This is a genomic window from Burkholderia sp. IMCC1007, from assembly GCF_027257875.1.
Taxonomy (GTDB): Bacteria; Pseudomonadota; Gammaproteobacteria; order Burkholderiales; family Burkholderiaceae; genus Burkholderia.
In genome coordinates, this window is record NZ_JAPVQY010000015.1 from 1 (window position 1) to 13,681 (window position 13,681).

Consider the following 13,681-nt stretch of genomic DNA (forward strand, 5'->3'; position numbering starts at 1 on the left):
TTCGCTCCACGCTTCCTCCCCACACTCGGTCGCCCTCATGCAGTTGCGCTTCGCTTCGCTCGCTGTGATCAACTTGCGGTGGGACTTGCACCCACTAGAGTGCGCCCATGCTGGGCGCACAAAAAAAACACCCCGGTGCTTACCGGGGTGTTTATAGCACGAACCTTGCATTTTGCCTTCAACGAAAGCGCGGCAGCACCGCGCTTCGTCGAACCGGCATGACCGGGTGTTACTTCCGGTTGGCCAGCGCCTGCCACGTATCGATGATCGTGTCGGGGTTCAGCGAGATCGACACGATGCCTTCGTCGGTCAGCCATTCAGCGAAGTCCGGGTGATCGGACGGGCCCTGACCGCAGATCCCGACGTACTTGCCCATCTTGCGGCAGGTGTCGATCGCGCGCTTCAACAGGAACTTGACGGCCGGATCGCGTTCGTCGAAGTCGGCAGCCAGCAGTTCCATGCCCGAGTCGCGGTCGAGGCCGAGCGTGAGCTGCGTGAGGTCGTTCGAACCGATCGAGAAACCGTCGAAGTGTTCCAGGAACTCTTCGGCGAGGATCGCGTTGGTCGGCACTTCGCACATCATCACGAGGCGCAGGCCGTTCTCGCCGCGCTTCAGACCGAACTTCGCGAGCAGGCCGACGACACGCTCCGCCTGCTTCACGGTCCGCACGAACGGCACCATGATCTCGACGTTGGTCAGGCCCATCTCGTCACGCACGCGCTTCAGTGCACGGCATTCCATCTCGAACGCCTGCGCGAAGTCGTCGGCGATGTAGCGCGACGCGCCGCGGAAGCCCAGCATCGGGTTTTCTTCGTCCGGCTCGTAACGCGAACCGCCGATCAGCTTCTTGTACTCGTTCGACTTGAAGTCGGACAGACGCACGATCACGGGTTTCGGATAGAACGCCGCCGCGATCGTCGCGACGCCTTCCGTCAGCTTGTCGACGTAGAACTGGCGCGGCGACGCGTGACCGCGCGCAACGCTCTCGACGGCCTTCTTCAGATCCTGGTCGATATTCGGATACTCGAGGATCGCCTTCGGGTGCACGCCGATGTTGTTGTTGATGATGAACTCGAGACGCGCGAGGCCAACACCACCGTTCGGCAGTTGCGAGAAGTCGAACGCGAGCTGCGGGTTGCCGACGTTCATCATGATCTTGACCGGGATTTCCGGCAGTTCGCCGCGCTGCACTTCCGTGACTTCCGTCTCGAGCAGCCCGTCGTAGATCTTGCCTTCGTCGCCTTCCGCGCACGACACGGTGACGAGCGCGCCGTCCTTGAGGATGTCGGTCGCGTCGCCGCAGCCGACGACTGCCGGCACGCCGAGCTCACGCGCGATGATCGCCGCGTGGCAGGTCCGGCCGCCACGGTTCGTGACGATCGCCGACGCCCGCTTCATCACCGGCTCCCAGTTCGGGTCGGTCATGTCGGCCACCAGCACGTCGCCCGGCTGCACGCGTTCCATTTCGGACGGATCCTGGATCACGCGCACGGGGCCCGCGCCGATCTTCTGACCGATCGCGCGCCCCGTCGCCAGCACCTGCGACTGGCCCTTCAGCTTGAAGCGCTGCTCGGCCTTGCCGCTCGCCTGGCTCTTCACCGTTTCCGGACGCGCCTGCAGGATGAAGATCTTGCCGTCGCGACCGTCCTTGCCCCACTCGATGTCCATCGGACGCTGGTAGTGCTTCTCGATGATGACCGCGTACTTCGCGAGCTCGATCACGTCTTCGTCGGTGATCGAGTAGCGGTTGCGCTGCTCGTGCGGCACGTCGACCGTCTTCACGCGGCCCGGCTCGCCCGGCTGCGTGAATTCCATCTTGATCAGCTTCGAGCCGATCGAGCGGCGGATGATCGGGTACTTGTCCTGCGCGAGCGTCGTCTTGAACACATAGAACTCGTCCGGGTTCACCGCGCCCTGCACGACGGTTTCGCCCAGGCCGTAGCTCGACGTGATGAACACGGCGTCCTTGAAGCCCGATTCGGTATCGATCGTGAACATCACGCCGGCCGCGCCGACGTCCGAGCGCACCATGCGCTGCACACCGGCCGACAGCGCGACTTCCGCGTGCGTGAAGCCTTTGTGCACGCGGTACGAGATCGCGCGATCGTTATACAGCGACGCGAACACGTGCTTCATGCGGTCGAGCACGTCGTCGATGCCGACGACGTTCAGATACGACTCCTGCTGGCCGGCGAACGAGGCGTCGGGCAGGTCTTCCGCGGTCGCGGACGAGCGCACGGCAAACGACAGCTCGCTCGGCGAGCCGTTCTTCAGGATTTCGAACTGCTCGCGGATTTCCTGCTCGAGACGCGCCTGCATCGGTGCGTCGACGATCCACTTACGGATTTCGGCACCGGCTTCGGCGAGCGCCTTCACGTCGTCGATGTCGAGCGACTCGAGACGCTTGGCGATGCGATCGGTCAGATCGTTGTGCTTGAGGAAATCACGGAAAGCGAGCGCGGTCGTGGCGAAACCGGTGGGTACGCGAACGCCTGCCTCGGAAAGCTGGCTGATCATCTCGCCGAGCGACGCATTCTTGCCGCCCACGATCTCCACATCGGTCATCCGCAACTGCTCGAACGGGATTACATACGCCTGGTCCTTTGCGACGTTTGCTGCGTTAGTCATACAAGCCCCTAAGTGTGAAAAAAATGCTCGATTGCGCAAGTGGGCTCGGACGCGGGCGCTTGCAAAAAGGCGCGGCGCGTCTTGCGCAACCTGTTAGATAAACACTCGCAGCGGCGGAAATCTTCCGACCCGATTTGCAAAAATCCCGGCAGAAGGGCGATATTTGCAGACAAATCGCCAGACTTGCCGGGAATTCCGGAATCGTGCGGCCCAGCTACGGGCCGCCGTTCGCGCCCCGCCCCGCAATTGCTTATCCAACAGGTTGCCGCTATTCTACCGTGCCGGCTGCCGGATGTGGCGCGACCTTGTCACTGCGTCTGGAGGCGATCCTCCAGCCGTCCGCGCAACTGCCCTTCACGCTCGACGCCCAGATTCATGCTGCCTACCGTTTTCATCGTCTCCGACGGCACCGGGATCACTGCCGAAACCTTCGCGCACTCGATCCTCTCCCAGTTCGACCAGAAATTCCGTCTCGTGCGCGTGCCGTTCGTCGACTCGCTCGAGAAAGCCTATGCGACCGTCGAGAAGATCAACGAAGCGGCCGTGCACGACGGCCGTCGCGCGATCGTGTTCACGACGCTCGTCGACAGCGAGTCGAACGACATCGTCAAGCGCTCGAACGCGCTCGTGCTCGACATGTTCCAGCGCTTCGTCGAGCCGCTCGAGCAGGAACTGGAACTGAAGTCGAGCCATGCGATGGGCCGCGGCCACCAGAACGCCGATACCGAGGAGTACAAGACGCGGATCGAGGCGATCAACTTTTCGCTCGCGCACGACGACGGCCAGTCGAACCGCAACCTGTCGGAAGCCGACGTGATCCTGGTCGGCGTGTCGCGCAGCGGCAAGACGCCGACGAGCCTGTATCTCGCGATGCAGTACGGCGTGAAGGCGGCCAACTACCCGCTGATTCCGGAAGACTTCGAGCGCGGCAAGCTGCCGTCGGCGCTGTCGCCGTACAGCGACAAGCTGTTCGGGCTGTCGATCGATCCGCAGCGCCTGTCGGAGATCCGCAACGAGCGCCGCCCGGGCAGCAAGTACGCGGCCCCCGAGAACTGCCGCTACGAGATCAACGAGGCCGAGGCGATGATGCGCCGTGAAGGGATCAAGTGGCTGTCGTCGACGCACAAGTCGATCGAGGAGATCGCGACGACGATCCTGCAGGAAATCCGTCTCGACCGACAGTCGTACTGATCGCCTGCCCGCCGGCGGCCCGCAGGCCGCCATGGAAAACAAGAAGGCCGCGTCCAACGCGGCCTTCTTGCTTGTTGCGGCATGCCCGCGGGCATGCCGCACGGCACGTCGTCATCCGTGCCGTTGCTGTCGCACCTGCTCGAACAGGCATACCGCCGCCGCCGCCGCGACGTTCAGCGACTCCATGCCGCCGGGCTGCGGAATCGTCACGCGATGCGTGGCCGCGTCGCGCCAGAACGCCGACACGCCCGCGCCCTCGTTGCCGAACACCCATGCGACCGGCCCGGCCAGGTCGCAATCGTAGATCGCCTGCGCGCCGTGCGAATCGGTCAGCGCGACCGGCACGTCGAGCCGCGCGGCGAGCGCGTCCGGCGCGACGTCCTCGTGAATCGACAGCAGGAAATGCGCACCCATCCCCGAGCGCAGCACCTTCGACGACCACGCATACGCGGTGCCCGGCGCGCAGAACACGTGCCGCACGCCGGCCGCCGCCGCACTGCGCAGGATCGACCCGACGTTGCCGGCGTCCTGCACGCCGTCGAGCACGACCGACGTGTGCGTCACGCGCTCGGGCAACGGCTGCGCGGGCCGCTCGACGAGCAACAGGAAGCCGACGCCGCTGACCACGTTCGACAGCTGCCCGAACAGCGCATCGGGCAGCGTGACCACGCGCTGCGCGTCGATGCGCGCGATGATCGCCTGCGCTTCGGCGTGATCGAGCGCGCCTTCGGTCGCGACGCACAGCTCGGGCGTGGCGCCCGTATCGAGATACGCGCTCGCGAGGTGGAACCCTTCGAGCAGCGCGTGGCCGGCGCGGCGCTGCTGGGACGTCGACCCCGCGAGCGCCTTCAGGCGCTTGTACAGCGGGTTGTCGCGGGAAGTAATACTTTTCATCAGAGGGCCTGTTCCCGCTCAAAACGGGCTTGCGAACGTGCGTTGCCGGTCGCGGTGCAAGAAGCAACGCGTGCAGTTTGCGCCGAGCCAGCCAAACAAGCGACGCACGACGCCGCACTGCGGCCGGCAACGCACATTGCCGAAACTAAAAAACCCCTTTCCCGGGGCCTGGCCGCCAGAAAGGCCGGTCGCGGCGTCAGCCGCGTTGCGAATACGCCGGGCATCCGCCGCGTCCAATTCGTTGCGCCCGGCCCTTGTCGCGGCCGGCGCAAGCCCTTTATCCGCGGGAATTGGCCATCAGGTCGAACGCCTCGCGCACGGGTGCGAACGAGCGCCGATGCGCTTCGCACGGGCCGTGTTTGCGCAGCGCGGCAAGGTGTTTCTCGGTGCTGTACCCGGCGTGCACGTTGAAGCCGTATACCGGGAAGCGTTCGTGCAGTTCGACGAGCATCCGGTCGCGCGAGACCTTCGCGAGGATCGACGCGGCCGAGATGCTCGGCACGAGCGCGTCGCCGCTGACGATCGCCTCGGCACGCACCTTCAGCGTCGGACAGCGGTTGCCGTCGATCTGCGCGAGCGTCGGCAGCACCGACAGCCCCTCGACGGCCCGCTTCATCGCGAGCATCGTCGCGTGCAGGATGTTGAGCGTGTCGATTTCGTCGACGCTCGCCGACGCGACGCAATACGCGCGAGACCGCGAGACGATCAGTTCGTACAGCGCGTCGCGCTTCTTCGCGGACAACGCCTTCGAATCGTCGAGCCCGTCGATCGGCTGCGCGGGATCGAGAATCACCGCGGCGGCGACCACCGGCCCCGCGAGCGGGCCGCGGCCGGCTTCGTCGACGCCGCACACGATCTCGTCGGGGCGGCTGAAGTCGAACCCGGCCTGCACGTCGGTCGGTGCGCCGCGGCGTGAGATACGGACCGTCGTCATGCGCGCCCCTTGCGTTGCTCGAGCACGCGTACGACCGCTTCGGCGGCCTTCGCGGCCGTGTTCTGCCGCAGCGTCAAATGCATTTCGGTAAAGACTTCGGTCAGCGTACGGCGGTTCGCATCGTCGCGCAGCTGCGTGAGCGTCGCATCGGCGAGCGCCTCGGGCGTCGCGAAATGCTGCAGCAGCTCGGGCACGACGAAGCGCCCCGCCAGGATGTTCGGCAAGCCGACATACGGCAGATAGCCCTGCCGCCGCATGATCTGCCCGGTCAGCCAGGGCACCTTGTACGAGATCACCATCGGCTTCTTCAGCAACGCGGCTTCCAGCGTGACGGTGCCGCTCTTCACGAGGATCGCGTCGGCAGCCGTCATCGCGAGCTGCGAGCGGCCGTCGGTGATCGTCAGCGCGAGTTGCGGATGCGCGTCGACGAGCGGCTGCAGCAACTCGCGCAACGCGGGCGTCGCCGCCGGCATCACGAACCGCACGCCGGGCTCGCGCTGCTGCATCAGCGCCATCGCCGCGAAGAACGTCGGGCCGATCAGCCCGATCTCCGAGCGCCGGCTGCCCGGCAGCACCGCGATCACGGGGCCGTCGGCCGGCAGCCCGAGCGCGATGCGGGCGCCGTGCGTGTCGGGCTCGAGCGGAATCTCGTCGGCCAGCGGATGGCCGACGTAGGTCGACGCGACGCCCGCCTTGTCGAGCAGCGCCGGTTCGAACGGGAACAGGCACAGCATGTGATCGACGGACTTCGCGATCTTCTTGATCCGGCCGCCGCGCCATGCCCAGATCGACGGGCACACGAAATGAATCGACGGAATGCCCGCGTCGCGCACTGCCTGTTCGACGCTGAAGTTGAAGTCGGGTGCATCGACGCCGATGAACGCGTGCGGCCGCTCCGCGAGCAGCTGGCGCTTCAGTTCGCCGCGAATCCGCAGGATCTCGGGGATCTGGCCCAGTGCCTCGACGTAGCCGCGCACGGTGAGCTTGTCCATCTGCCAGTGCGAGTCGAAGCCATGCGCGAGCATCCGCTGCCCGCCGATCCCGTAATACTGGGTCGACGCGGGCAGACGCTCGTGAAGGCCGCCGAGCAGCGAAGCCCCGAGCAGGTCGCCCGACGGCTCGCCGGCCACCATCGCGAGCCGGATCTGATTGGTCGGGAGCGACATCGCTTAGCGGATGATGCCGCGCTGCGACGCGTCGATGAACTCGACGAACGCGCCGACTGCCGCGTCGCCTTCGCCGCCTGCCGTCGCCAGTTCGCGCAACTGCACCTTCGCTTCCTCGAGCGACAGGCCGCTCTTGTACAGCAAGCGATATGCGCTGCGCAGCGCGGAGATCGCGTCGGGCGCGAAACCGCGCCGGCGCAGGCCCTCGACGTTGATGCCGTGCGGTTCGGCCTTGTTGCCGGCCGCGATCACGAACGGCGGCACGTCCTGCACGAGCGCCGATGCGCCGCCCAGCATCGAGTGCGCGCCGATCCGCACGAACTGGTGCACGCCCGACATCCCGCCGACGATCGCGAAGTCGCCGATTTCGACGTGACCGGCCATCTGCGCGTTGCTCGACAGGATCACGTTGTTGCCGACGCGGCAGTCATGGCCGATGTGCACGTAGGCCATGATCCAGTTGTCGTCGCCGAGCGTCGTCACGCCGACGTCCTGCACGGTGCCCGTGTGGATCGTCGTGAATTCGCGGATCGTGTTGCGGTTGCCGATCACGAGCCTGGTCGGCTCGTCCTTGTACTTCATGTCCTGTGGACGGCCGCCGACCGACGCGTAATGGCCGATGCGGTTGTCCTCGCCGAGCGTCGTGTGACCTTCGATCACGCTGTGCGACCCGATCGTCGTACGCGCGCCGATCGTGACGTGCGGCCCGACGATCGCGTACGGCCCGATCTCGACGGACTCGTCGATCTGCGCGCCCGGTTCGACAATCGCGGTGGGATGAATCCTGGTCATGCGCCGTTGCCTCTCGATGTGATGTGTCGCGTTGCTCGCGTTGCGTTACCCATGCGTGCCGCGTCGCTCAAGGCGCCGCGTCGGCCGTCTTGACCGTGCACATCAGTTCGGCTTCTGCCGCCACCTTGCCGTCGACTTCCGCCACCGCCTTGAACTTCCAGATGCCGCGGATGTAGCGCTCGAACGTCACGTTCAGAATCAGCTGGTCGCCCGGCTCGACCACGCGCTTGAAGCGCGCACCGTCGATCCCGACGAAGTAGTACAGCGTGTTTTCCGGATCCTTCGGCTGCTCTTCCGAGAACGTCAGCAGCGCGGCGGCCTGAGCGAGCGCCTCGAGGATCAGCACGCCCGGCATCACGGGCCGCTTCGGGAAATGCCCCTGGAAGAACGGCTCGTTGATCGACACGTTCTTCAGCGCTTTGATCCCTTTGTGCGGTTCGAGTTCGAGCACGCGGTCGACGAGCAGAATCGGATAGCGGTGCGGCAGCAGCGTGAGGATCTTGTGGATGTCGAGATTGATTTTTTCGGTGCTCATGATGGTTCGTCTCACGCAGGTGCTGCGCGGTGGTGATGCAAAGGCTGAAGCGGGCCGCCACGCGGCCCAGTCTGGCAAACCGGGCCGGATGCGCTGGCCGTGCCCGGTTCGTGGTCTCGCATGATGAGGTCAGGCGTCCGTGCCGCCCTGGGCGGCAAGCGCGGTCTCAAGCGCCTTGATGCGGTCGCGCAGCTTGTCGAGATTGCGCACGAGCGCGGCGCTCTTGTTCCATTCGCCGTGGTCGACGGCGGGAAACGCGCTGGTATAGATGCCGGCCTTCGGCAGCGACTTCGACACGCCCGACTTCGCGGTGATGATGACATAGTCGCCGAGCGTCACGTGGCCGGCGATGCCCGCCGCGCCGCCGATCATGCAGTGGCGGCCGATCGTCGTGCTGCCCGCGATGCCCGCGCTGCCGGCGATCACCGTATACGCGCCGATCCGGCAGTTGTGGCCGATCTGGACCTGATTGTCGATCTTCACGCATTCCTCGATGACGGTGTCCGCCATCGCGCCGCGATCGATCGTCGTGTTCGCGCCGATCTCGACGTCCGGGCCGATCGTCACGCCGCCGACCTGCGGGATCTTGACCCAGCTGCCGGTGCGCGCGTCGCCTTCGCCGACGAAATCCGGCGCGAAGCCGAAGCCGTCGGAGCCGATCACGGCGCCCGAGTGGATGATCGCGCGCGGGCCGATCTTGCAACCGTGGTACACCGATGCGTTCGGATACAGGTGCGAATCCGCGCCGATCGTCGTGCCGCGGCCGACGAATACGTTCGCGTCGAGCTGCACGCCGTCCTCGATCACCGCGCCGGCTTCGACCGTCACGTGCGGGCCGATGACCGCGCTCGCGGCGACCTTCGCAGCCGGATCGATCGTTGCGCTCGGATGCACGCCGGCCGCGCGCGGCGGCGTGGCGAGATCGATGAACATCTGCGCGACGCGTGCGAAGTACGCGTACGGATTCGGCGTCACGATGAAATTGCGACCCGTCGCGGCCGCACCCAGCTTTTCCAGATCCTTCGGCGCGATCAGCACCGCGCCGGCGCGGGTCGTCTCGACCTGCGACAGGTACTTCGGATTCGCGAGAAACGCGAGTTGCTGAGGGCCTGCCTGGTCGAGCGGCGCGAGGCCGCTCACCTTGCACTGGGCGTCGCCGGCGATCTCGCCGCCGAACCGCTTTACGAGTTCCTCGAGCGTCAATGCCATTCGTCGTCTGCTCCGTTCAGTTCGTCGAGCCGGACGCGAGCGCCTTGAGCACCTTGTCGGTGATGTCGATGCGCGGGCTGACGTACACGGCTTCCTGCACGATCAGGTCGTAATTCTGCTGCTCGGCGATCTGCTTGATGACCCGGTTCGCACGCTCCAGCACGGCAGCGAGTTCCTCGTTGCGGCGCTGGTTCAGGTCTTCGCGAAACTCGCGCTGCTTGCGCTGGAAGTCGGTATCGAGCTGCGCGAGATCGCGCTGCTTCTGCGCGCGATCGGCCGACGACAGCGACGCGCCGTTCTTGTCCAGCGAATCGGACATCGACTTCAGGCGGGCCGCCATGTCCTGCAGATCCTTGTCACGTTTCGCGAACTCGGCTTCGAGCTTCGTCTGCGCCGCCTTGGCGGGCGCGGACTCGCGCAGGATCCGATCCGAATTGACCGCCGCGATGCGGGCGACGTCCTGAGCGTGTGCCGTCGCCGCGCCCAAGGCCAGCGCAACGGTCAGCGCACACATCACTCGTTTCGAAAACTTACCGGTTAGCAAAATTACCCTCTCGATGCTTGTTGTCATGCGTTCGGTCAGAACGCCGTCCCGATCTGGAACTGGAATTTCTGGTACTGGTCGCCTTCGTGCTTCTGCAGCGGGAAACCGAGGCTCAGCTTGAGCGGGCCGATCGGCGAGATCCACGCCAGACCGACACCGTAGCCGTAACGCAGGCCGTTCGCACCCGTACTCGTGCCGCCCGGCGCGTTGCCCCACACGTTACCGCCGTCGAGGAACGTGAACACGCGCAGCGTGCGGTCGTAACCCGTGCCCGGCAGCGGGAACGTCAGTTCGATGTTGCCGACCAGCATCTTCGAACCGCCGATCGGGTCGTTCGTCTTCGTGTCGCGCGGGCCCAGCGAGCTCGGCTCGTAGCCGCGCACGGAGCCGATACCGCCCGCGTAGTAGTTCTTGAAGATCGGGTACGGGTTGCCGATACCGTTACCGTAGCCGCCTTGCAGGTTCAGGCCCAGGATGAAGCCGCGCGAGAACGAATAGTAGTACTGCGCCTGCAGGTCGGCCTTGTAGTACTGGATCTTGCCGACCGGCACGCCGTACTCCATGTTCGCCTGCGTGAAGTAGCCGCGGCTCGGAATCAGCGCGCTGTCACGCGCATCGCGCGACCATGCGACCGTCAGCGGCACCGTGTTCGACACGCGGCCGAACTCGTTCACGTAGTCCTGGTAGCTCTGCGGCGTGTTCGAATCGATGTCGAGACGGTTCTGCTCGAAGCCTGCGCCGAAGTAGACAGTGTCGACTTCCGAGAACGGAATGCCGAACTTCAGGTTGCCGCCCGCGCTGATGATCCGGAAGCTCGAGCTCGTCGAATAGTAGAGCGGCTGGTACGTGCGGTAGTAGACGTCCGTGATCCGCTTGATGCCGTCGACCGTGAAGTACGGATCGACCTGCGTGACGGTCAGCGTGCGGTAGCTGCGCGCGGTGTTGACGTTCACCGACAGGCTCGTGCCCGAACCGAACACGTTGTCCTGCGACACGCCCGCCGACAGCACGACCTTGTCCGTCGACGAGAAGCCTGCGCCCAGCGTGATCGCGCCGGTCGGCTTTTCGTCGACCTTCACGTTCACGTCGACCTGGTCGTTCGTGCCTTCGACCGGCACCGTCGTCACGTCGACGTTCGTGAAGTAGCCGAGACGGTTCACGCGGTCCTTCGACAGCGCGAGGCGGTTCGAATCGAACCACGAGCTTTCGAGCTGGCGCATTTCGCGACGCACCACTTCGTCACGCGTACGCGTGTTGCCGACGACGTTGATGCGGCGCACGTACACGCGGCGGCTCGGGTCGACGACGAGGTTCAGGTTCACCTTGTGGTTCGCCTGGTCGATGTCCGGCTGTGCGTTGACGGTCGCGAATGCGTAACCGTATTCGCCCAGCTTGTCGACGATCGACTTGGTGGTCTGCTGCAGCTTTTCGGCCGAGAAGCGATCGCCCGGCTTGATCTTGATCAGCTTGTTCAGCTCGGCTTCGCGATCGAGCAGGTTGCCCGACAGCTTGATGCCCGACACGGTGTACGGCTGGCCTTCGTGCAGCGTGACCGTCAGGTACATGTCCTTCTTGTCGGGCGAGATCGACACCTGGGTCGAGTCGATGTTGAACTCGAGATAGCCGCGGTTCAGGTAGTACGAGCGCACGGCCTCGAGGTCGCCCGTGAGCTTTTCCTTCGAGTACAGGTCGTTCTTCGTGTACCAGGAAAACCAGTTCGGCGTCGACAGCTGCATTTCGTCGCGCAGCGTACTGGTGCTGAACGCCTTGTTGCCGATGAAGTTGATCTGGCGGATCTTCGCGCTCGGGCCTTCGGCGACCGCGAACAGGATCGACACGCGATTCGCGTCGACCGGCGTGACCGTCGTCTTGACCTCGGCCGCGTAGAAGCCGCGCGTCAGGTACTGACGCTTGAGCTCCTGTTCGGCCTTGTCGACCAGCGCCTTGTCGTAATAACGACCGTCGGCCAGGCCGACCGCGCGCAGCGCCTTCGTCAGGTTGTCCTTGTCGAATTCCTTCGTGCCGGTGAAGTCGATCGACGCGATGGCCGGACGCTCCTGCACCTGCACGATCACGACGTTGCCTTGCGTGGCGATGCGCACGTCGTTGAAAAAACCCGTCGCGTACAGTGCGCGAATTGCTTCGGATGCCTTGTCGTCGGTGAAGGTATCGCCCTGCTTGATCGGCAGGTAGGCGAACACCGAGCCCGCTTCGACGCGCTGCAACCCCTCGATCTTGATGTCTTGCACCACGAACGGTGCCGCTGCATGTGCCGCGAGGCCGTGAGCGGCGAGCGCGGCCGCTGCAACTGTCTTAGGTACAAAGCGATGAGGTTTGAACAACGTGCATCCCCAATATTTAGCTGCATCAAATCAGGCGGCTGCCCAGCGGCCGCCGCCTGACGCTTCAGAAATGGATTAACCGAGCCAGGTCGTTGAACAGCGCGATCGCCGATAACGCGACGATGCAGATCAACCCGGCTCTTTGCAGAATCAGCTGCCAGCGCTCCGAGATCGCTTTCCCGGTCGCGGCTTCAACCAGATAATATAACAGATGCCCCCCGTCCAAAACGGGAATCGGCAGCAAGTTCAATACGCCGAGGCTAATGCTGACAAGGGCGAGGAACGACAGGAAGGCCGACGGACCGAGTCGCGCGCTCTTGCCCGCGTAGTCGGCAATCGTCACCGGGCCGGACAGGTTCTTCAGCGACGCATTGCCCGTGATCATCCGCCCGAACATCTTCAGCGAATAAACGGAGATGTCCCACGTGCGGCGCGCGCCGAGCCGCAGGCTCTCGATCGGCCCGTAGCGCACGTCGACCGACGGCGTGTGCATCGACAGCGCCGCCCCGATGCGGCCGACCGCCTGCCCCGTGTCGTCGTCGCGCTGCGCCTGCGGCACGATCGACACGGCCCGCGTGGCGCCGCCCCGCTCGATCCGCAGCTCGAGCGCCTTGCCCGCATGGTGCTTCACCGTGTCGATGAAGCGCGATGCGCCGCCGATGGGCGTACCGTCGAGCGCGAGCAGCTTGTCGCCGGCCTTCAGGCCCGCCTGCTCGGCCGCGCTGCCGGGCTGCACGGACGCCACCGACAGCGCGCCGCCACCGGTCTCGAAGCCCAGGCGCGACATGAAATCGTCGTCGAGCTCGCTTTCGGGAACGTTGCGCAGATCGACGCGGAAGTCGAACGTCGAGCCGTCGTCGCGTCCACCGAGCACGATCTCGCGATGATCGAATGCGGCGGACAGCAGCTTCCAGCGCAAGTCCGACCACGACCGCACGGGCTCGGACTCGCCGCCGTGCTCGTCGCGGATCGATACGATCGTCTCGCCGCCGTCGAAACCCGCGCGCGCGGCGACCGTGCCGGCGGCCGGCGGTGCGAGCACCGCGACCGGCTCGGTCACGCCGGTTGCGAATACGGCGGAAAACAGCAGGATTGCCAGCAGGAAGTTCGCGATGGGGCCTGCGGCGACGATCGCGATGCGCTTGAACACCGATTGCCGGTTGAACGCCTGGCCGAGCTCCTCGGGCTTGATGTCCGGCCCCGGCTCGCGCTCGTCCAGCATCTTCACGTAACCGCCGAGCGGCAATGCGGAGAGCGTCCATTCGGTGCCGGTCTTGCGGCTGACCCAACGGGCGACGGGCTGGCCGAAACCGATCGAGAAACGCAGCACCTTCACGCCGCACCAGCGCGCGACGCGATAATGTCCGTACTCATGCACGACGACCAGCACCCCGATCGCCACCGCAAACGCGATCAGTTCGACCAGCACGTTCATGAGCACCTCA

General features: G+C 65.3%; 11 protein-coding genes. 1 reads left to right on the forward strand and 10 read right to left on the reverse strand.

What is annotated here, in order from left to right; genetic code table 11:
- Nucleotides 1-229 precede the first annotated feature (229 nt).
- Entirely contained in the window at nt 230-2,629 is a 2,400-nt protein-coding gene (gene ppsA, locus O1Q03_RS15680; RefSeq protein WP_269504573.1) for a phosphoenolpyruvate synthase, read from the reverse strand.
- Between the two features lie 375 nt (nt 2,630-3,004).
- Here ppsA and ppsR point away from each other — a divergent pair, with 375 nt between their 5' ends.
- Nucleotides 3,005-3,820: a posphoenolpyruvate synthetase regulatory kinase/phosphorylase PpsR gene (gene ppsR / locus O1Q03_RS15685; protein ID WP_269504574.1), complete on the forward strand. Its 816-nt coding sequence runs from the start codon at nt 3,005-3,007 to the stop codon at nt 3,818-3,820.
- 111 nt (nt 3,821-3,931) lie between these two features.
- Here ppsR and O1Q03_RS15690 read toward each other — a convergent pair whose 3' ends face one another.
- The 9 genes from O1Q03_RS15690 to rseP form a co-directional block, all read right to left on the reverse strand.
- Complete coding sequence (locus O1Q03_RS15690) at nt 3,932-4,714, reverse strand: TrmH family RNA methyltransferase (protein WP_269504576.1); 783 nt, start codon at nt 4,712-4,714, stop codon at nt 3,932-3,934.
- A 277-nt stretch (nt 4,715-4,991) separates the two neighbouring features.
- Nucleotides 4,992-5,648, reverse strand: a complete 657-nt coding sequence (gene rnhB / locus O1Q03_RS15695) for a ribonuclease HII (RefSeq protein ID WP_269504577.1) — start codon at nt 5,646-5,648, stop codon at nt 4,992-4,994.
- Nucleotides 5,645-6,814 (reverse strand): lipid-A-disaccharide synthase, encoded by a 1,170-nt coding sequence (lpxB, locus tag O1Q03_RS15700; protein ID WP_269504578.1) that lies wholly within the window; start codon nt 6,812-6,814, stop codon nt 5,645-5,647. The genes rnhB and lpxB overlap by 4 nt, the downstream gene beginning before the upstream one ends.
- Nucleotides 6,815-6,817: 3 nt before the next feature.
- A complete protein-coding gene (lpxA, locus tag O1Q03_RS15705; RefSeq protein ID WP_269504579.1) occupies nt 6,818-7,606 on the reverse strand; it encodes an acyl-ACP--UDP-N-acetylglucosamine O-acyltransferase in 789 nt (262 codons plus the stop codon).
- Nucleotides 7,607-7,673: 67 nt separating this feature from the next.
- Nucleotides 7,674-8,141 carry a 3-hydroxyacyl-ACP dehydratase FabZ gene (fabZ, locus tag O1Q03_RS15710; protein WP_006402657.1) on the reverse strand — a complete coding sequence of 156 codons (468 nt, stop codon included), beginning with the start codon at nt 8,139-8,141 and terminating at the stop codon, nt 7,674-7,676.
- A gap of 129 nt (nt 8,142-8,270) precedes the next feature.
- Entirely contained in the window at nt 8,271-9,350 is a 1,080-nt protein-coding gene (lpxD, locus tag O1Q03_RS15715; RefSeq protein ID WP_269504581.1) for a UDP-3-O-(3-hydroxymyristoyl)glucosamine N-acyltransferase, read from the reverse strand.
- A gap of 16 nt (nt 9,351-9,366) precedes the next feature.
- Nucleotides 9,367-9,864 carry an OmpH family outer membrane protein gene (locus tag O1Q03_RS15720; protein ID WP_269504583.1) on the reverse strand — a complete coding sequence of 166 codons (498 nt, stop codon included), beginning with the start codon at nt 9,862-9,864 and terminating at the stop codon, nt 9,367-9,369.
- Between the two features lie 65 nt (nt 9,865-9,929).
- Nucleotides 9,930-12,236: an outer membrane protein assembly factor BamA gene (gene bamA / locus O1Q03_RS15725; protein WP_269504584.1), complete on the reverse strand. Its 2,307-nt coding sequence runs from the start codon at nt 12,234-12,236 to the stop codon at nt 9,930-9,932.
- A gap of 64 nt (nt 12,237-12,300) precedes the next feature.
- On the reverse strand, nt 12,301-13,671 hold the full coding sequence (rseP, locus tag O1Q03_RS15730; RefSeq protein ID WP_269504585.1) for an RIP metalloprotease RseP: 1,371 nt from the start codon (nt 13,669-13,671) through the stop codon (nt 12,301-12,303).
- Nucleotides 13,672-13,681: the final 10 nt, after the last annotated feature.

Excerpts from the sequence above, each read along its gene's own strand:
- O1Q03_RS15720 (WP_269504583.1), bottom strand. The coding sequence starts at position 9,864 with ATGTGTGCGCTGACCGTTGCGCTGGCCTTGGGCGCGGCGACGGCACAC.
- ppsA (WP_269504573.1), bottom strand. The coding sequence starts at position 2,629 with ATGACTAACGCAGCAAACGTCGCAAAGGACCAGGCGTATGTAATCCCG.
- lpxD (WP_269504581.1), bottom strand. The coding sequence starts at position 9,350 with ATGGCATTGACGCTCGAGGAACTCGTAAAGCGGTTCGGCGGCGAGATC.
- rnhB (WP_269504577.1), bottom strand. The coding sequence starts at position 5,648 with ATGACGACGGTCCGTATCTCACGCCGCGGCGCACCGACCGACGTGCAG.
- O1Q03_RS15690 (WP_269504576.1), bottom strand. The coding sequence starts at position 4,714 with ATGAAAAGTATTACTTCCCGCGACAACCCGCTGTACAAGCGCCTGAAG.
- ppsR (WP_269504574.1), top strand. The coding sequence starts at position 3,005 with ATGCTGCCTACCGTTTTCATCGTCTCCGACGGCACCGGGATCACTGCC.
- lpxB (WP_269504578.1), bottom strand. The coding sequence starts at position 6,814 with ATGTCGCTCCCGACCAATCAGATCCGGCTCGCGATGGTGGCCGGCGAG.
- fabZ (WP_006402657.1), bottom strand. The coding sequence starts at position 8,141 with ATGAGCACCGAAAAAATCAATCTCGACATCCACAAGATCCTCACGCTG.
- lpxA (WP_269504579.1), bottom strand. The coding sequence starts at position 7,606 with ATGACCAGGATTCATCCCACCGCGATTGTCGAACCGGGCGCGCAGATC.
- rseP (WP_269504585.1), bottom strand. The coding sequence starts at position 13,671 with ATGAACGTGCTGGTCGAACTGATCGCGTTTGCGGTGGCGATCGGGGTG.